Source organism: Nocardia sp. NPDC004068, assembly GCF_042874315.1.
Taxonomy (GTDB): Bacteria; Actinomycetota; Actinomycetes; order Mycobacteriales; family Mycobacteriaceae; genus Nocardia.
In genome coordinates, this window is the sequence record NZ_JBIAMW010000001.1 from 71,890 (window position 1) to 90,409 (window position 18,520).

An 18,520-nucleotide genomic window follows, 5' to 3' on the forward strand; every position below is an offset into this window, starting at 1 on the left:
GCTTCGGCTGAAGCTGTGGGATTTGGGGAGTTTTTCCTGATCTCGGATCTTGCCGAGATGGGGACTCAGGAGGACAGATGGACGATCGGGCTGACAACGCGTACGAGACCTTCGAGATGCTGCTGAATCGTGACACGCCCGAGGGAGCGATCAAGCGACTGCAGCAACTCGGCGTATCGGACGCTATCGTCCAGGGTGTTCGGAAACGACACGAGGATCGATTGCTGGCCATCCGTGAGATGGAGGAGCCGCAGTCGGTCGTGCTGGGTAATCGGTACACCTGGTACACCGGTCCGCAGGACGGCGACAAGTTCTGGCCTGCCCTCGCGCGTATTCTTGCACGTCAGGGCTTGTCGACGAGTTCGATTGAGGATTTGGATCGGTCGTCTACGCGCATCGTGTCGCTGCTCAATCATCCTCTCGAAGCGCGGTTTTCGGCGCGCGGTTTGGTGGTCGGCTACGTGCAGTCCGGCAAGACGACAAATTTTACCGCTGTCGCGGCGAAGGCGGCCGACCGTGGTTACAAACTCTTCATCGTTCTAGCCGGCATTCACAACGGCCTACGGCGACAAACCCAGGCCCGTCTCGTTCAGCAGCTGGTGCAGCCGAACTCGTCTTCCTGGATGCAGATCACCAATCTTGATCACGACTTCGTTCCGCCCGCGAACCCGGCGGGTTTCTTCGGATCCGCGAATCGGACTCAGCTCCTGTGCGTCGTCAAGAAGAACGCGACGGTGCTTCGGAAGCTTGTGCAGTGGCTGCGGGCTGCCCGGGAGTATCTGGGGGACACCCCCACTCTCATCATCGATGACGAGGCAGATCAGGCGACCGTAGCCACCAACACGATCAATCCCCTCATTCTGGATATGCTTGGCACGCTGCCGAAAGCGGCGTATATCGGCTATACGGCATCCCCGTTCGCCAACCTGCTTATCAACCCGGCCGATGACAATGACCTCTACCCGCGCGATTTCATCGTGAATCTGCCGAAACCGGCCGATCACTTCGGGACGGAGGTGCTTTTCGGTCGGCTCGTCCTCGACGGTGAGGATCCCACCGAAGTCTTCGACGGTTACAACATGATTCGTACAGTGCCCGACGAGGACGTTTCATTGGTTCGGCCGAAGACCAGGGCCGAGGCGGAGGACTTCGTACCTGTGCTTACCGACTCGCTGCGGCGAGCGGTCCGCTACTTCTGGATGGCCACGGCTGCGAGACGGGTTCGCGGTACCGGAAAACCGCATTCGACGATGCTCGTGCACACCAGCGTGCGGACCTCCGTACACAACAGCTTTCGAGCCCCGCTCGAAGCGTTCCGCGAGCGAACCGTGCGGGGTTTGAGCGATGCCAAGGTTCGGTCGGAGATGCGGGCGATTTGGGAGGAGGAGACAGCATGCGTGTCGGCTGCGGAGTTCGGTGAGGGCAAGGTCGACTTCGACGAACTCGCTGCGCATCTGCCCGGAGTACTCGAAGATTGCCGAATCATTATGGACAACTCGAGCAGCGTCGACCGACTGGATTACGAGAACGGGCCGGTGGTTGCAATCGCCGTGGGTGGCAACACCTTGTCCCGCGGTCTTACCCTGGAAGGACTGATCGTCAGTTATTTCGTCCGCGCTGTTACGGTGTACGACACGTTGCTCCAGATGGGCCGCTGGTTCGGATATCGGCACGGTTACGAGGATCTCCCGCGGATCTGGATGACCAAGGAGCTCCAGGATTGGTTTCGGCATTTGGCAACGGTCGAGGCCGAAATGCGACGTGACATCGATATCTATATGACCGAGACCAAGGACCCGATGACCTTCGCCGTCCGCCTTCGAACGCATCCTGCCCTGCGTGTGACAGCGGCCGCCAAGATGCAGGATGCGGTGACCGCGTCCGCTGGGTACGGTGGCCAGCGGGTCCAAACCCGGTACTTTCGTAAGGATCGAGAGTGGTTGCTCGGCAACCAGGAAGCGGCGCGCAAGCTGATTACAGCGGCTGCGTCGGCCCGGATCTCGATGGAACGGTCTTCGGAAGAGGGTCGCTTCATTTTCCGTGGTGTTCCGAGCGACTACGTATTGGAGTTCTTGCAGAACTATCGTTTCCATGAACGTTCGGAGGAGTGCAATGGCACAATGATGTCGCAGTACATCAAGGCGCGGATCCGTAACGGCAGTGCGTTGGGTCGATGGAACATCGTTGTCGCGGGCAATCCAGTGAAGGGCGATAATGTCTTCGAGTTCGCCGAGGGTGTAGCTGTCGGACGAGTCGTTCGGTCCGCGATTACGAGTGAACCCGATTTTATCGATATCAAAACGTTGATGAGCCGCAAGGATGCAGCTCTCGATCTCTCCGGACCCATTCAGACATGGTCGGAAAAGGAGATCCGAAAGCAGCGGGTGGCGCAACTCCCCGACGTCGGTCTGCTGGTCCTGTATCCCATTGATTCCGTGTCGAATCCGACTCGGAACCAGGCTGATCGCAAGCCCTTGAATGCTTTCGAGCATGTCATAGGTGTGGGCCTCGTGTTTCCGGAGCCTCGAAACTCCGACTCGACCGTGCCGTGGGAAGCGAACTACATCTCGGCTGATCTGTCCGCCGTTCCGGGTGGCGCCGAGATCGAAGACGAGGACCTCAGCGCGTTGGTCGACGAGGACCTGGCATGAAATCCGACTATAGGCAGACCATCGAAGATCAGTGGATGATGCTCTCCTCCACCCCCTTGCGCTCCCCGTCGGCGATGCGCGTTTCGGATCTCCCGGTGAAAACCAGCAATGGTCGCGTAGCGGCATGCGTCGACCCGAATAATTTTCGTCATCTGCTCGTCCCGATCAAGTCTCACCAGGTGATCCGGGAGGGCATCGATGGTCCGGTCCTGAACCTGTCGCGCCGACCGCTCGAGACCGAAAGCACCTATCAGGTGTATGCGGACCTTGCTTGTTTGGCACCCGATTTCAATGGTATTTTCGCCACCTTCTGCGCAGCCGCTCTGGAGGAGATCGAAGTATTCGAGCACTCACCGCTCAAAGGCTTGTACCGTGCCTTGGACAAGTGGCGAATGCTCTTTCAACGTTCGGGCGCTCCGCTCGGTCCGGAGCAGGTGGCGGGTCTGTTCGGAGAACTTTCGGTTCTCTGCTTCCTATTGGAAACAAATCCGAGCGCCCACCACTGGTGGCGCGGCCCATTGGGAAATTGCCACGATTTCTCGACCGGCGGCTCGGCGATCGAGGTCAAGACCTCCTTGGTGCCGAAGGGTCGTCGAGTGCGGATTCACGGCCTCGATCAATTGGATCCGCCGGCGGGTGGTGAGCTCCTGTTGACCAGCCTGCGGGTGGAACCGGCCGTCGACGGCCCCTCTCTCGAAACGATGATCGATCGGGCACTCGAACGCGCCGACGACGAGAGCGCTGTGCTCGGCCTGCTGGCGCTGGCCGGTTACCACCGTGCCGACGCGGACCACTACAGAGACAAGCGATTTCGAGTGGTCGAGCAGCGTTGGTACCGGGTCGAGGGCACGTTTCCCCGTCTGACCGAGACCATGCTCGAAGCGGCGTCGATTCCTGTCGTGGTCCATGACGTCGAATACACGATCGATCTGTCCGGGGAGACCCCCGCACCCTTGGAAGACGACGAAGTGGCCCGGTACGTGCATCGGATGGCGGAGGAGCCGGAGTGACTACCCCGATGTGGTACTCGCAGCCCTTCCCGCCCGAAGGGGCCAGCGCAGCGGAAGGCATCCGGAACCAGCTGGGTAAACCAGAACTCGACTATTTGACCATCCTGGTTCGCGAGTCGGCGCAAAATAGCTGGGACGCCCGCGCCGAGGAGGATGGCACGGTCCGCTTTCGCATGGACTTGCAAACGGTGGGTGCCGCGAACGCCCCGGCCTGGCGACAACATCTGCTTCGTGGGGCGCCGTCGGATGCGCACCTGCCGGTGCGAAAGGCATTGCAGCAGCCGCTGATTCGTGTCCTGTCGATATCGGATCGCGGCACGCAGGGACTGGGTGGACCAACCCGTGCAGACGATGTGGGCGATGACTGCGATCGCGACTTCGTTTCCTTTCTTCGGAACATCGGAGAACCCAGAGACAAGATGCTGGGGGGTGGAACCTACGGGTTCGGCAAGGGAATCCTCTATCTGGTGTCCAAGCCAGGTGTTGTCCTGGTTCACACCCGGTGCCGCTACGAAGGGCGCTACGAGACTCGGCTCATGGGCGCGGCGCTGTGGAAGAGCTACATCGGTTCGACTCCCGAGGGGGAGCGGCGTTTTACCGGAAGACATTGGTGGGGCGACACTTCGAAAGACGTGATCGAGCCGCTCGTAGGGTCCGACGCCGAACGCATCGCCCAGCAACTCGGCTTGGCCACGTTCGAAGAACACGAGACCGGCACGACGATCACAATCCTCGATCCCGATCTCGACGACCGCGAACCTTCCGAAGCGGCCGCATACCTGGCCGAAACCATTGCCTGGCAGTTGTGGCCGAAGATGTTGCCCCGCAAGGAGGTTGCTGGGTCGGCACCCATGGACTTCGTTGTCACCTGTGACGGCATCGACTATCCAGTTCCGGCGCCCGGGGGACGGGGTCACCCGCTGCGGTTATTCGTGTCCGCGTACCAGGAGATGGCCGGGACCGAAGGGCGGGAGTTGCGGTCTCGGCGTCCGAAGAAGTTGCTGGGTCGGTTCGGGATCGACAGGCGGGTGGCCCCGCCTTTCGAAGTAACGGCGGCCGCCGCGGCCGCCGGTATGGACGGCCATCTGCACCACGTATGTTTGATGCGGCCTGCCGAACTGGTGGTGACCTACTGGGCAGGGCCGACGCCGCCGAGCGAAATGGTCTGTTACGCAGGTGTTTTTCGCGTTGATCCCGCGATGGATGCGGTCTTCGCGGCGGCCGAACCGCCTACGCACGATGGATGGAATTTCCAGACGCTCGAGGATCGTGACCATCGGACCTTTGTCCGGACCACCTTCGCACGCCTGAAGGAGGAGACCGAAGCCATCCTTGGTATGCCGGTGGGTGATCGCACCGCGATCGCTGACGTCTCGTTGGGCGCCGCGAGCAATCGGTTCTCGCCGTTGATCGGCGGCGTTTGGGGTGTGGGCGGGGCAACTGATTATGGACGACCGGGCGAAACCCAGTTTCCGATCGGCAACCCGAGCGAGATCGATGAGTTCGAAGATGAGTTCGTCGACGCCGGGAACCGCCCAGGGGCGAGCGCTGACGGGATCGCGTCGAACCGGCAGCCGTCGCGGGATGGCGGCTCGTCAGAAGGGGGAATCAATCCGTCGCGACCAGGCGTATCGCGACGGGCCCGGGTCGAGTACGTGGGTCGGCCCTATGTGGACGAGCATGATGGAATCGTCGTGGTCGTCCAGGAATTTCGCCTTCCGGCACCGTTGCATCATCGCGTGACGGCCGAGCTTGCCGTTGCGCTGACTACCGACGGCGGCCGAGAAACCGAGCCGCCCGCGGGCGCCGCGCAACCCGCCCTGATCGGTTGGCAGGACGACAGCGGTGTGTTGCGCCAAGAGCCGCGCTTCGCGGTGACAGGCGGCGACGGCCGAATCTGGAAGGCCATCGTCAAACCGGCCCCTGACACCATGACTGAGATCAGGATTCGAGTCTCCGGGGTGGGTGTCTGATGCGGATCCTGCCCTACCGAGTTCCGACGGAGACGGTGGTCGCGCCCGAACCGTGGAGGTTGGTCCTCGAAGGAGAAGAATTCCCGCTGCCAGAGGCATACCCGGACTGGGATTACCAGACCGCTGTGACGCTTCGGCGTACGGTGACAATTGATCTGGAGACGACCCGACGTGAGTCGGGGCTCACGACCGACACTCCTCTGGCATTGGCGGTCGTGTGGACCTCGACGGGATCGAAGCTCAGAGGAACGGCCGCGCGACACATGCTGTCGGAAACGGGCCCGGTCGATCTGCACGTGCAGTTGCCAGGTACCGATCTCGGCGGAGTGCTTTTGCTCGACACTGCCCTGATCCTCGCCCGGCGCAGGACGGGTGACGAGAGGCCCACGGCCGCGCGACGCGGTGGCTCCGTACTCTGGAGCGATCGAAGTGAATTGCGATTGCAGGGCGATGCGCCCCAATTTCCCATGGCTGTCATCGATTTCGAAAAGACTATCTATCCTGTGTCTGCCGCCTGGCATCTGGAACTCGACTCACTCGAGACGGCCACTATGGGTTCGCTGCTGCTGCTCGTCAACGAGAAGAAATCGGTGGTTGCCGACGCGCTGACGAATGCGGCTCGGCCGCGACCACAGGATCGTATTGTTCTCGCCATTCTGTACGCGGACATCGCCAGGACAATGGTCGAACACGCCTTGCACAACAGCGATTTCGATGACGATTCGACCTATGCCGACGGTTCCTTGGGTGCCACTATCCAGTCGCTCTTCCATCGTCTCTTCCCGCAACGGTCGGTACGTGATGTTCGGGCGCAGGTCCAGCGTTCGCCCAGTTGGTTGTCCACCGAGGTGCAAGCCTCGCTGAATCTGTTCGAGGGAATCGCGTGAGCCTGTTGTACCCGCGACTCCTGCGGGCGCGGGCGAAGGAGTTGGCCGAGGAGTACCGAACTCTCGACCTGGCGAGTCTCACAGCGCGGTGGTCGGCGTACGACGACTCGGCCGTCTACGTGGCGACCGGTGGGGCGCGAGTTCAACCGGACCAATTGACCGAATTGCGGCAGACCGTCCTGGACCTGGCCGAGCGCTCGGGTTATCCGAATCCGCCCACACAGGACCAGAAGACGACCTTCGACCTGACTCTGGCCGAGACTCTGCATCGCAACATGCAGCTGGCTCCGGCCGAGGCGGCTGCGGGCGATGTTTGGGCATTTCTGGCGTTGATTCTCCTGCCCGACGTCGCGCACTGGCGTTATCCGAAGCCGCCGGGTGATCGAGTCCGTGGTAGTGACCTCACCAGGCATGTCTTCGGACGATTGTGGTGGCGTGCCCAGTTGGTCCACGCACCCGAAGACGCGAGCCCCTACGGGGCCCTGAAGGTCCTGGGAGAGTCGGCGTTCGATCAGATCTATGCCCGGCGTTCCGCTCTGGGCGGCAGTTCGCATCTCATCAAATCCATTCTGCGCGTGTGGAACAACCTCGACTTGGCTGGATTGACCGAGCGCAACGTTCTCCGTGAGTTCCTCAAACGCCTTCTGCGACTTGCACCCTTCGTGTTGTTCGACGGGTTGGACGACGACGCACTCGACGAAGAACTCACCGCGGTCGCGTACGAGACGATCGCCGGAATCCTGAGCAATGCGGGAGCCACCGACCGCGAGGCCGCCGAACGGGCGCGAAAGGCGACTGCTCGCTGCGCCCCGGGCTCTTTGTCGACGCCGGCGGAGCCCGCTGGCTCGGCATTCGGTGAATGGCTTGTCGACGCATTGATCCGCACCGGGGTAACGCGGGAACGTCTGGCCACCAAGCTGGGTGTCACGCCCGCGGCCGTCTCGGCGTGGCTCAACGGTCGCTCGAACCCTCGGGAGCCGTTGAAGCGGGATATCGCCGTGGTGCTCGGAATGGCTCCGCCGAGCGAAAGTCGTTCAGAATAGGCGCAGTTTCGGTGACAGACCGTCCACGCCGTTCATAGTGGCGAACCAGCTCCCGTTGACGGCGTCGTCGAGCGCTGCCGAGTCCACCGGGGAGTCCAACGCTGCCGCGAGAACGTGCACGGCCAAGCGTGGCGGGATTGCGTTGCCGATCTGCTGCGCGGTGTTGCGGTCGGACCAGGGGTAGTCTCGTGGAAAGGTTTGCAGTTGACCAGCCTCGGCGTTCGTGAACCGCGGGAGGTCTTGCCCAGTGATGGTGCTCTGAAGGCGGTTCCGGGAAATCTTTCCTGTCACCGTGGCCGACGGCTCATCCCAGTTGCGGTTTCCGCGAGCCTTCGGGTCGCCACCTGTTCCGTAATTCGAAATCACTTTGAAGTCGCGGCGATCGAGTGCGTCACCCATGGACTTCCACGGCAGCAGAACCATTCCACAATCGTGCTGTTTCATGCCTTTTCGGTAACGCTCGTGAGTTGGGGACGGCATGCGTGGACGACTCGTGCGGCGCGCCATGAGAATTGCGCGCCGCCGCGTCTGGGGCACACCGTACTCCTCTGCGTGGAGTACGCCCGCTTCGGCGAAATAGCCGATCTTCTCGAGCGCATGGGCGATCCTTTTCCATACGGGTAGGACGGCGGGGACCTGTTCGAGGACGATGACGTCGTAGGCCTCCCCTTCTTTGTAAGCCTCGAGCGCCCAGCGCAACGGCTCGAGCACCAAGCCGGTACGCTCATCTCCGGTCTGCTTGTGCAGCTCTTGGAGAGCTTCCGTGACATTTTCGCCGTCGATCATGAGGTCGATCATCTCGATAACGTGATTCAGGGCCTGCCGACCTGCACCGTTACCCGCGACGGTGTAGGTCTGGCATGGCGGCCCACCGGCCAGGATGGTCATGTCAGGTCTGGAGCCCGGTGCCGCCTGATCACCGGCCCGGTCCCGGCGGAAGTTTCGCGGTTCGAAGCGACGGACGTCCCCCAGCTCTGTCCGCAGCTTCGCCTGTTCCCGAGTCGCCACCGCGTCGGGATCCCACTCGATCCCATGTGCCTCGATACCCAGCCAATGTGCCGCGACATCGAGACCGCCGGGTCCGGCAAAGAGATCGACCATGTGGATCGATGAACTGCTCGCTGGTGGTTGTTCGGCCGGCACGGTTGCGAATCCTATAGCCCGACAAGCATTCAGCGGGCATCCGAAGTCTGAGTGAGCGCGTCACGGATGGAGTTCCCGAGTGCGCGGCCCACCGGAGGTGGTGTCGCATGCCCGATCTGGCGGTACTGCGAGGTCTTTCGGCCCGCGAACTGCCAGCTCGTCGGAAAGCTCTGCAGGAGCGCCGTCTGTGGGACCGTGAGGCGAACCATCCCCGCGCGGCCGCGAGTGGGATCCCAGTGGAATTCCTCCGTTGGTGGTTCGTTCGCAAGGCTCCCCCCGAAGACGCCCATGCGGGCCCAGGCGCGCTTCGTACCCGATGGACCGAGGTCGGGACCGCCGCGATCCATGGAACCGCCAACCAGGGTAGGAGCGAGCTGGTCGGCTTGGTCGGCCCACGCCGCTGCGCCACGCCAGCCACGCGAGGCCATTGACGGATACAGAACTCGTCCGACTGTCGTTCGTTCTTCGGGCGGGACGGGATTCGGGATTCGAAATCGAGTGATGCCGTCGCCCTGGAAGGCGACCAAGATGCCCTGCTTGCGTTCCTGTGGGACCCCGAAGTCAGCGGCATCGATCACGAACCACTGATGCCCGTAGCCCAGGTGGTCGAGTTCCTCTTCCATGTACGACCGGATGGATTCGTAAGTCGGCTTCGTGACGAGATCTGCGAGATTCTCGACAAGCAGACATCTCGGTCGGATGGCGTGCACGAGCAGGACCGTCGCTTGGAGCAACTGCAGTTCCGCATCGCTACCGCGGACGCGGCCGACGGTTGCGCTGGCCTTCACGCGAGGCAGACCCGCCGACAGCAGGTCGACATCGTAGGTGTCAGTGTAGTCAGCCGGATCGAATGTGAGTAGATCGTCCTTCAGGACTTTCCAGTTCGGACGATTGAGACGCAAGGTATCGCACGCAAGATCCCACCGGTCGAGCAGGAGGATCGGCCGGAATCCGGCCTGTTCCAAGCCGAGAGCGAGACCCCCGGCACCGGAGCAAACGTCGACCAGCGTCAACGCCGAATTCTCCTGTGTGGCAGTCGGCATCCGTATCTCCCCGGTCTCTGCGTTGTCAGACGGCCGACGGTACGCGGTCGCTTACGTTACGTAGTCAACCTATCGTCTGCGGCCGGAAGAATCGCCAGACGTCGGTGGGGCCGGTTTCACCATGTTCGGATTTCGTGAGAACGCCAACTTCGGCTGATTCCGGACAGCACGACGGCCCGATGCCGGCTCGGAGGCATCGGGCCGTCGGCGTTTCGCCGGTTCAGCTGCTGCCGAACCAGCCCGGCGGGACCACGCGATGCCACCCCAGACCCGGATGGTGGTGGCGGCGATCGGACGGATCGCACTCGTCGTCCCAACGGTTGTCGCGGTTCCAGTCCCAGAGTCCTGAGTGATCCCAGGGGTTGTTGTGGTTCGGGCGCGCGACCTCGGTGGTCGCCGGGGGCTCCTCGGCGTGAGCCGAAACCGCAAGTCCCGCAACGGGAGCCGCCGCGACCGCCCCGGTCACCGCCAACCGCAACACCGTCCGTCTGGTATTCGAGAACACGGTTCGTCCTTCCAACGTGGTTCCGCTGTAGTCACTCTCGCCGATCGGAGCGCCGCGGTCACGGGTGCGGGCACGAGTTGGGGGTGCGATTCATCCTTGAGGATGACTGGGCTGGGGGAGGTCCCCTACCCGACGTCCCGGATGCCGCCGTCCGGGTCCGCGGGATCGATATGCCAGCTCCGCACACGCCGCGGGCGAATCCGAATCACCTGATCGCAGAACCAGTCCGGCGCGACGGGCGGCACCTCGATGGTCACGACCTCGGCGACCCCCCGAATCTCCACGCCGCGCCCCCATCCGGGCTTCACCTCGCTCGGGTCGTCGGGGGTCATGTCATCGATCACGAGACTCACATTGGGGTTGGCGCGCACGTTGCGGTAGCGGGCAGCGGTGGGGGTGGGGCCGCCGATATCGATGGTGCCGTCGTCGTTGAGCTGGAAGCCGACGGGCACGACCTGGGGCTTGCCGGACGGGCTGACGGTCGCGAGGCGGGCCAGGTTCTGCGTGGCGAGGTAGGCGTGTTCGGCGGGCGTATAGGTCATGACCAGAGCCTAGAACCTCGAGGGAGGTTGAGATCAAGGCGAAGAGGTTGTCAGTCCGGTATCTCGGCCGAACCCACCGCTCGACGTTCCCGGCGCGAGACCTCGCACGCCTCGGCGATCCGGAACGCCGCCAGCGCGTCACGGGGTGTGCACGGGCTTTCGGTCGCGCCGGCGACCACGTCGAGAAAGGCGATCAGTTCCTCGGTGTACGCGCCGCGGAAGCGTTCCATGAACCCGGCGTACGCGGCGCTCGCCGAGACCGGATATCCCGGTTCGACCGAACGAAGGGGAGCCCGATCATCCAGTCCCACAACGGCATTCCCGCGCGACCCCAATACCTCCAGCCGCACATCGTACCCCGCCCCGTTGTACCGCCCGAGCGAAACCGTAGCCAGCGCACCGTCATCCATCCGCAACACCACCGCCGCGGTGTCCACGTCGTCCGCGTCGGCGAAGAACCGCTCCCCGCGATTCGCCCCCAACACGAACACCTCCGTCACCTCTCGCCCGGTCACCCACCGAAGGATGTCGAAGTCGTGCACACCGCAGTCGCGGAACAACCCGCCCGAGCGTGAAATGTATTGCGCCGGAGGGGGAAACGGATCCAAGGTCGTCGCACGCAGCGTGTGCAACCAACCCAACTCCCCGGACGCGACCGCCTCGCGCGCCGCCCGGTACCCGGCATCGAACCGTCGCTGAAACCCGATCTGCACCGGCACCCCGGCCCGTTCGACGTGCCGAACCACCGCCAACGTGCCCGCGAGATCGGCCGCGACCGGCTTCTCGCAGAACACCGGAATCCCGCGGTCCACGGCCGCCGTGATGAGCGACGGATGCGAATCCGTGGCCGTGGCGATCACCAGCCCGGCGATGCCCGAGGCAAGCAAAGTCTCGATGTCCGAGGCGAATTCGACGCCCAGCTTCGCCGCCGTCGTGCGCGCCCGGTCGCGGTCGGCGTCGGCGATCACGACGCGATCCACCCCGGGCAGTCCCGCGAGCGTCTCCGCGTGCGCGGCGCCGATGCGGCCGACCCCGACCAACCCCAGTCCGACCGTCATATGCGAAACTCCTGTCCGGTTATCGTGCGGGTTCGGCGGTCGTCGCGCGGACGACCAGGGCGGGTGGCACGCGGCGGCGTACGGGTTCGGTACGGCCCGAGCGCAAGCGCTCGACCAGTGCCGCCACCGCCAGTCGGCCGATCTCGGTGCGGGGCTGATCGATTGTGGTCAGGGCGATGTGGTGCAGCGCGGCGAGGGAGGAGTTGTCGTAGCCGATCACCGAAACATCTTGTGGCACACGCAATCCCGCGTCCGCAAGCGCGGACATCGCGCCCACGGCGTTGAAGTCGTTGCCGCACACCAGCGCCGAGGGGAAGTTCGCCGGGGAGAACAGTGCCAGCAGCGTGCGCACCGCCGCCATGCCCGCGGCGTCGGTGTGCTCGCTGGGCACCACCATCGGCTCGAGACCATGCCGCCGCATCGCGCTCTCGTAGCCGCGTCGGCGCGGCGCGGCGGTGAAGGCGCCGCCGCCGTCCAGGTGCACGATGCGCCGATGTCCCAGTGCCACAAGGTGATCCACGGCCAGACCGACCCCGGTCTCCCCGTCGTCGTTGACGGTGTCGACCGCGCCGATCGTCGAGCCGCGCGACACCAGCACCAGCGGGCACTGCCGGGCGGCGGCGCGGATGTCGGCGGTGGGCAGCACCGGTGACAGCAGGACGACTCCGGCGGGCCGGAAGGCCAGCAGACCGGACAGCGCGGCGCGCTCGCGGGACGCGCTGCGGCGGCCGGTGTTGAGGATGAGTTCGAGCCCCGCGTCCTGCGCCGCGGCGTCCATACCCTCGATCACGTCGGCGAAGTAGGCGTTGCTGAGATCCGACACCATGACCCCGACGATCGTGGAGGTGCGGCTGGCCAGCGACCGGGCCATGGCGTGTGGCTGATAGCCCAGGTCGCGCGCCGCCTCGAGCACCGCGCGGCGGCGGCGCTCGCTCACCTTGGGCGAGCCGCGCATGACGAGGGAGACCAGCGCCCGGGAGACACCGGCCCGCGCGGCGACGTCGTCCATCGTCGGTCGCGTCATGGCGGGGGCCTTCCGAGATCCCGGAAATCGGCTGTCGCGTCGAAGGTTACAGCGCGCCGGGACGGCGCACAATAGAGCGCTCCAATCGGACGAGCCGGTCGCCGCGAACTCGGGCCGTCGATCGATCCTGCGAGGTAGACATGACATTCGTGGACGCGACCATCCTTGACAGCACCGTGACCCAGGTTACATAGTTGGAGCGCTCCAATAGGAGCGCCCCACCGACAGCGGGAGCATCCGATGTCCGTACCGTCGTATCCGCTGCGCGTCGCCGCCGCACCGATCTCCTGGGGCGTGTGCGAGGTCCCCGGCTGGGGTCACGTCCTGGACGCGCCGACGGTCCTGTCCGAGATGACCGCCCTCGGGCTCACCGCCACCGAGTTCGGCCCGCCCGGCTATCTGCCCGCCGAACCCCGCGACTTGCGAAACATGTTGCGTCCCTATGGAATTGCCGCGATCGGCGGCTTCCTCGCCCTGCCCCTGCGCACCGCGCCCGACGCCGCCCTGCGCGCCGCACGCCGCAGCGCCGCCCTGTTCGCCGCCGCGGGTTCAGAGGTGCTCGTGCTGGCCGCCGCCACCGGACTCGACGGCTACGACTCCCGCCCCGACCTCGACGACGCCGGGTGGCGCACACTGATCGACACCGCCGCGGCCGTGCGCGACATCGCCGCCGAGTACGGGTTGCGTACGGTTCTGCACCCACACGTCGGCACGCATGTGGAGACCGCGGCCGAGGTGGAACGGTTCCTCGCCCGATCCGATCTTGACATCTGCCTCGATACGGGACACCTACTGATCGGTGGCACCGATCCCGTCGATCTCGCCCGCCGCCATCCCACCCGCATCGGTCACATTCATCTCAAGGATGTGCGAAACGCCCTCGCCGACGAGATGCGCGGCGGCAGAATGGAATACCGCCAGGCCGTGCGGCGGGGCCTGTTCGCCCCGCTGGGGGAGGGGGATGTCGACATCGAAGCCCTGGTCCGGTGCGTGCGGGCGGCAGGATACCGGGGTTGGTATGTGATCGAACAGGATACGGCGCTCGCACCGGGCGATTCGGCCGCCGGACCCAGCCGGGACGCCGAACGCAGCCTGCGCTATCTGGCGGGCCTCGGCACCCCCGCCCGGATCTAGGTAGGAAATATATGACGACGACGTCGAAACCGCGCCCTGGTCGGGGAGTCGGTTCGAATGGGGAGAACCGGGGCGATGGCCGCGGGTCGCCAGATGGGCAACAGACGACACCGAAATCGCGTCAGCGGAACGGCACTGGTCCGGGTGACGAGGACCGGAGCGAGGGCCGCGGGTCGCCGGGTGGGCAACAGCAGAAGTCGGCATGGAAACCGCATCAGCGTAAGGGAACTGGCCCGGGTGGCGGGAATTGGACCGAGGGCCGCGGAACGCCGAAACGGCACCGCCGCGCAGGAGTGGGAGGCAATGCGCGTCGACAAGCCCGATGGCGCGTGCTGCCCTGGTTGGCGGCCGGGGCGGCGCTGCTGGCCGCGTGCAGCGGCCCCGGCGCGGACGTGCCCGCCTCACAGACCCACAGCCCGGTCGCGGCGGGCACCTTGAACTCGGTCGCCGTCGTCACGCACGGCACCCCCGGTGACGCCTTCTGGAACGTCGTCAAGAACGGCGCCGAGGCGGCCGGGAAGGACCTCGGCGTCCCCGTCACCTACAACTCCGCGGGCGATCCCGGCGAACAGGCCAAACTCATCGACAACGCCGTCGCGCAAGGCGTCGGCGGCCTGGTGGTCTCGATGGCGAATCCGGAGGCGCTGCGGCCTTCGGTGGAACGCGCTGTGGCAGCGGGCATTCCGGTGGTCACCATCAACTCCGGCGAGGCCGACAGTGCCCGGTTCGGCGCGATCGCCCACGTCGGTCAGAGCGAGCGTTCGGCCGGGCAGGCGGCGGGCAAGCGGCTGAAGGACGCCGGAAAGTCCAAGCTGCTCTGCGTGATTCACGAGGCGGGCAATATCGGCGCGAACGAGCGCTGCGCGGGCGCCACCCAGGGTTTCGGCAACGCCACCACTTTGCAGGTCGACATCAACAATCCCACCGACGCCCAGTCGCGCATCAAGGGCGCGCTCGAGGCCGATCACGCCATCGACGCTGTGCTGACGCTCAATTCGCAGATCGCCGCCCGCGCGGTGGCCGCGGTCGGGGAATCGCATGCGACGGCCGGGGTCGCCACCTTCGACCTGAATCCCGATGTGGTGCAAGCGATTCGGGCGGGCAGCCTGCTGTTCGCGGTGGATCAGCAGCAGTACGAGCAGGGCTATCTGCCGGTGGTGCTGCTGCGTGCCTACCGGACGAATCTGAACACCGTCGGCGGCGGCGCGCCCGTGCAGACGGGCCCGGCGTTCGTGGACAAGGGCAATGTCGAGGCCATCGCCCAACTCGTGGCGCAGGGCACCCGGTGAGGTCAGGAGTGGACGAGTGCTGAACCGGATGATCGTGCGGCCCGAGATCGGGGCCGCGCTCGGCGCGCTGGTGGTGTTCCTGTTCTTCTCGATCATCACCGACAAATTCCTCACCCCGCTCGGCGTGGCGACCTGGCTGGACGACGCGTCGACGCTGGGCATCATGGCGGTCGCGGTGGCGATGCTGATGATCGGCGGCGAGTTCGACCTGTCGGCGGGGGTGATGACCGCCTCGACGGCCCTGGTCACCGCGCTGCTCGCGGTGCACGCGGGCTGGAACGTGTGGCTGGCGCTGCTGGTGTCGTTGCTGTTCGCGCTCGCGGTCGGCGCGCTCAACGGCTGGGTGGTGATGCGGACCGGGCTGCCGAGTTTCATCGTCACGCTCGGGACCTTCCTCGCCCTCCAGGGGCTCAACCTCGGGGTGACGCGGCTGGTCACCGGGACCGTGCAGGTGTCGGGGATCCGGTCGGCGCCCGGATACGCCTCCGCCGGTTGGGTTTTCGCGTCCACCACCGACCTCGGTGACGCGCGGATCCAGGCGTCGGTGGTGTGGTGGATCGTCGTCACCGCCGTCGCGACCGTGCTTCTGGTACGGACCCGGTACGGGAACTGGATCTTCGCGGTGGGGGGTTCGGCGGTCAGCGCCCGCGCGGTCGGCGTTCCGGTGACGCGGACGAAGATCCTGCTGTTCATGACGACCGCGTTCGCCGGGTGGGTGGTCGGCTCGTGCGACATCCTGCGGTTCGCCAGCGTGCAGGCCAATCAGGGGGTGGGGCTGGAGTTCCAGTACATCATCGCGGCGGTGGTCGGCGGATGCCTGCTGACCGGCGGGTTCGGTTCGGTGATCGGCGCGGCGATCGGCGCGCTGATCTTCGGCATGGCCCGGCAGGGCATCGTGTTCGCGCGCTGGGACAGCGACTGGTTCATGTTGTTCCTCGGCGTGCTGCTGCTGTCGGCGGTGCTGGTGAACAACGCCTTCAAGAAGCGGGCGGAAAGGGTACGCCGATGACGGCTCCGCTGATCGAAACCCTCGGTATCGGAAAGAGTTACGGCGGCGTGGTCGCGCTCGAGGACGTGTCCATGACCGTCCCCGCGGGCGAGGTGACCTGCGTGCTCGGCGACAACGGCGCGGGCAAATCCACCCTGATCAAGATCCTGGCGGGTGTGCACCAGCACGATACGGGCGAACTACGGGTCGAGGGGCAGGTCACGAGATTCGCCTCGCCGCGGGACGCGCTGGACCGCGGGATCGCCACGGTCTACCAGGACCTGGCCGTGGTGCCGCTGATGAGCGTGTGGCGCAACTTCGTCCTCGGCTCCGAGCCCACCCGCGGCGTCGGACCGCTGCGCCTGCTCGACCGGCGCGCGGGACAGCGGATCGCCCGAAACGCACTGGCGGACATGGGAATCGAACTGCGTGATATGGAACAGCCGGTGGGCACGCTCTCGGGCGGGCAACGCCAATGCATCGCGATCGCGCGGGCGGTCCACTACGGCGCGAAGGTGCTCATCCTCGATGAGCCGACCGCGGCGCTGGGAGTCAAACAGGCGGGCGTCGTGTTGCGCTATGTCGTCCAGGCCCGCGACCGCGGCCTCGGCGTCGTCCTGATCACCCACAACCCACACCACGCCTACCCCGTGGGCGACCACTTCCTGCTGCTGAAACGCGGTGCGGTACTGGGCTCGTACGGGAAGTCCGAAATCGACCTGCCCGAGCTGACCCGGCAGATGGCCGGGGGTGCCGAACTCGACGCGCTGGAACACGAGGTGCGGCGGGTGGTCGAATGAGTGGGCTGGTGGGGCCGATGCATGAGGTGCGGCGGGTGTCGAATGAGTGGCTTGGCGGGCTTGGAGCACGAGGTGCGGCGGGTGGTCGACTGAGTGAGGCCGGTCCGGAACACGAATTGCTGCGGGTGGTCTGATGAGCGGCCTGGGGACTTCGGAGCATGAGCCGTGGCGGGTGGGCGGGCTCGAGGCGTTGACGGTCGGGCGCGTCGGGGTGGATCTGTATCCGGAGCAGAGCGGGGTTCCGTTGGCCGAGGTGCGGACGTTCGCGAAGTCGCTGGGTGGGACGGCGACGAATGTGGCGGTGGCGGCGGCACGGCTGGGGCGGCGGAGTGCGGTGCTGACCAAGGTGGGGGCGGATGGGTTCGGGGACTATGTGCGAAACGCGTTGGGGGAGTTCGGGGTTGATGCCGGGTATGTTGGGACCGCGCCGGATCTGCACACCCCGGTGGTGTTCTGCGAGCTGAACCCGCCCGCGGATCCGCCCCTGCTGTTCTATCGCGCGCCGATCGCGCCGGACCTGACCCTCACCGAGGAGGACGTGCCCTGGGATGTCGTGGACTCCGTCCCTCTGTTGTGGGTCACCGGAACCGGCGTCAGCGCCGAACCGGCCCGCTCCACCCAGCGCCGAATCCTCCAGCGCCGCAACCGTTTAGGCAACACCGTCCTGGATCTGGACTACCGGCCGATGTTCTGGCCCGATGTGGAGACGGCGCGCCGCGAGATCACCTGGATGATCGAGCACGTCGACACGGTCGTCGGCAATCGCGCCGAAACCGAAGTCGCCCTGGGCACCTCGGACCCGAACGAGGCCGCCGACCTCCTGCTCATCCGGGGCGTCGGCACGGCCGTGATCAAACTCGGCGCGGCGGGCGTCCTGATCGCCACCGCCGCCGAACGCTGGACGGTGCCCCCGTGCCCGGTACAGGTCGTGTGCGGGTTGGGCGCGGGAGACGCCTTCGGTGGAGCGCTCATCCACGGCCTGCTCTCCAGCTGGGAGCCACAGCACATCGCCGCCTACGCCAACGCCGCCGGCGCCCTCGTCGCCGCCCGCCTGGCCTGCGCCGACGCCATGCCCACCGGGGCGGAGATCGAGGAGATGCTGTGCGGCTGAACTCGGCACTCCCGGCGACCTTCCGCCCGGTTCCATACTCGGCCGTCGACGCCGAGGATCCGGGAGTGTTTCCGTACGCAGCATTACCGGCGGCCATCCGTGCCGACGGTTCCGCAGTGCTCCCGCACGCAGCAGTACCGGCGACAGTCCGTGCGGAGGGTTCCGTACTGTTCCCGCAGGCAGCAGTACCAGCGACAGTCCGTGCGCATGGCTCCGCGGTGTTCCCGTGCGCAGCGGTCCCGGTGACAGTCCGTACGGAGAGTTCCAAAGCGCCTTCGTACTCGGCCGTATCGACCGCCGTCGGAGCGAAGAGTCCCGC

Annotated in this window: 16 protein-coding genes; 10 read left to right on the forward strand and 6 right to left on the reverse strand. The window is 65.5% G+C overall.

Going from position 1 to position 18,520, the window contains the following annotated elements:
* The first annotated feature begins 77 nt into the window (after positions 1 to 77).
* The 5 genes from ACFYTQ_RS00365 to ACFYTQ_RS00385 are packed head-to-tail and all read left to right on the forward strand — an operon-like array spanning position 78 to position 7,564.
* Entirely contained in the window at positions 78 to 2,651 is a 2,574-nt protein-coding gene (locus ACFYTQ_RS00365; RefSeq protein WP_387355760.1) for a Z1 domain-containing protein, read from the forward strand.
* A complete protein-coding gene (locus ACFYTQ_RS00370; RefSeq protein WP_387355762.1) occupies positions 2,648 to 3,661 on the forward strand; it encodes a PD-(D/E)XK motif protein in 1,014 nt (337 codons plus the stop codon). Before ACFYTQ_RS00365 ends, ACFYTQ_RS00370 begins: the two co-directional genes overlap by 4 nt.
* Positions 3,658 to 5,634, forward strand: coding sequence for a hypothetical protein (locus ACFYTQ_RS00375; RefSeq protein ID WP_387355764.1), 1,977 nt, complete (start codon positions 3,658 to 3,660; stop codon positions 5,632 to 5,634). The genes ACFYTQ_RS00370 and ACFYTQ_RS00375 overlap by 4 nt, the downstream gene beginning before the upstream one ends.
* A complete protein-coding gene (locus ACFYTQ_RS00380; protein ID WP_387355766.1) occupies positions 5,634 to 6,521 on the forward strand; it encodes a hypothetical protein in 888 nt (295 codons plus the stop codon). Before ACFYTQ_RS00375 ends, ACFYTQ_RS00380 begins: the two co-directional genes overlap by 1 nt.
* Positions 6,518 to 7,564 carry a DUF6339 family protein gene (locus ACFYTQ_RS00385; RefSeq protein ID WP_387355768.1) on the forward strand — a complete coding sequence of 349 codons (1,047 nt, stop codon included), beginning with the start codon at positions 6,518 to 6,520 and terminating at the stop codon, positions 7,562 to 7,564. The genes ACFYTQ_RS00380 and ACFYTQ_RS00385 overlap by 4 nt, the downstream gene beginning before the upstream one ends.
* Here the strand turns inward: ACFYTQ_RS00385 and ACFYTQ_RS00390 are convergent.
* The 6 genes from ACFYTQ_RS00390 to ACFYTQ_RS00415 form a co-directional block, all read right to left on the reverse strand.
* Positions 7,556 to 8,707, reverse strand: a complete 1,152-nt coding sequence (locus tag ACFYTQ_RS00390) for a DNA cytosine methyltransferase (protein WP_387355770.1) — start codon at positions 8,705 to 8,707, stop codon at positions 7,556 to 7,558. The genes ACFYTQ_RS00385 and ACFYTQ_RS00390 overlap by 9 nt on opposite strands.
* 29 nt (positions 8,708 to 8,736) lie before the next feature.
* Complete coding sequence (locus ACFYTQ_RS00395; protein WP_387355772.1) at positions 8,737 to 9,720, reverse strand: DNA cytosine methyltransferase; 984 nt, start codon at positions 9,718 to 9,720, stop codon at positions 8,737 to 8,739.
* Positions 9,721 to 9,970: 250 nt separating this feature from the next.
* Positions 9,971 to 10,255 carry a hypothetical protein gene (locus tag ACFYTQ_RS00400; RefSeq protein ID WP_387355774.1) on the reverse strand — a complete coding sequence of 95 codons (285 nt, stop codon included), beginning with the start codon at positions 10,253 to 10,255 and terminating at the stop codon, positions 9,971 to 9,973.
* Positions 10,256 to 10,380: 125 nt separating this feature from the next.
* On the reverse strand, positions 10,381 to 10,797 hold the full coding sequence (locus tag ACFYTQ_RS00405; RefSeq protein WP_387355776.1) for a PPOX class F420-dependent oxidoreductase: 417 nt from the start codon (positions 10,795 to 10,797) through the stop codon (positions 10,381 to 10,383).
* A gap of 50 nt (positions 10,798 to 10,847) precedes the next feature.
* Positions 10,848 to 11,855, reverse strand: coding sequence for a Gfo/Idh/MocA family oxidoreductase (locus ACFYTQ_RS00410; protein ID WP_387355778.1), 1,008 nt, complete (start codon positions 11,853 to 11,855; stop codon positions 10,848 to 10,850).
* Positions 11,856 to 11,874: 19 nt separating this feature from the next.
* Positions 11,875 to 12,879, reverse strand: a complete 1,005-nt coding sequence (locus tag ACFYTQ_RS00415) for a LacI family DNA-binding transcriptional regulator (protein WP_387355780.1) — start codon at positions 12,877 to 12,879, stop codon at positions 11,875 to 11,877.
* A 240-nt stretch (positions 12,880 to 13,119) separates the two neighbouring features.
* Here ACFYTQ_RS00415 and ACFYTQ_RS00420 point away from each other — a divergent pair, with 240 nt between their 5' ends.
* The 5 genes from ACFYTQ_RS00420 to iolC all read left to right on the forward strand — a co-directional run bounded on the left by ACFYTQ_RS00420 (position 13,120) and on the right by iolC (position 18,201).
* A complete protein-coding gene (locus tag ACFYTQ_RS00420) occupies positions 13,120 to 14,013 on the forward strand; it encodes a TIM barrel protein (protein WP_387355782.1) in 894 nt (297 codons plus the stop codon).
* Positions 14,014 to 14,342: 329 nt separating this feature from the next.
* Entirely contained in the window at positions 14,343 to 15,302 is a 960-nt protein-coding gene (locus ACFYTQ_RS00425; protein ID WP_387355784.1) for a sugar ABC transporter substrate-binding protein, read from the forward strand.
* A gap of 28 nt (positions 15,303 to 15,330) precedes the next feature.
* On the forward strand, positions 15,331 to 16,311 hold the full coding sequence (locus ACFYTQ_RS00430) for an ABC transporter permease (protein ID WP_387356946.1): 981 nt from the start codon (positions 15,331 to 15,333) through the stop codon (positions 16,309 to 16,311).
* The gene (locus ACFYTQ_RS00435; RefSeq protein WP_387355786.1) at positions 16,308 to 17,090 is read left to right on the forward strand and encodes an ATP-binding cassette domain-containing protein; all 783 of its coding nucleotides are present in this window, start codon (positions 16,308 to 16,310) and stop codon (positions 17,088 to 17,090) included. The genes ACFYTQ_RS00430 and ACFYTQ_RS00435 overlap by 4 nt, the downstream gene beginning before the upstream one ends.
* Positions 17,091 to 17,223: 133 nt before the next feature.
* Entirely contained in the window at positions 17,224 to 18,201 is a 978-nt protein-coding gene (gene iolC, locus ACFYTQ_RS00440; protein WP_387355788.1) for a 5-dehydro-2-deoxygluconokinase, read from the forward strand.
* The last annotated feature ends 319 nt before the right edge of the window (positions 18,202 to 18,520 follow it).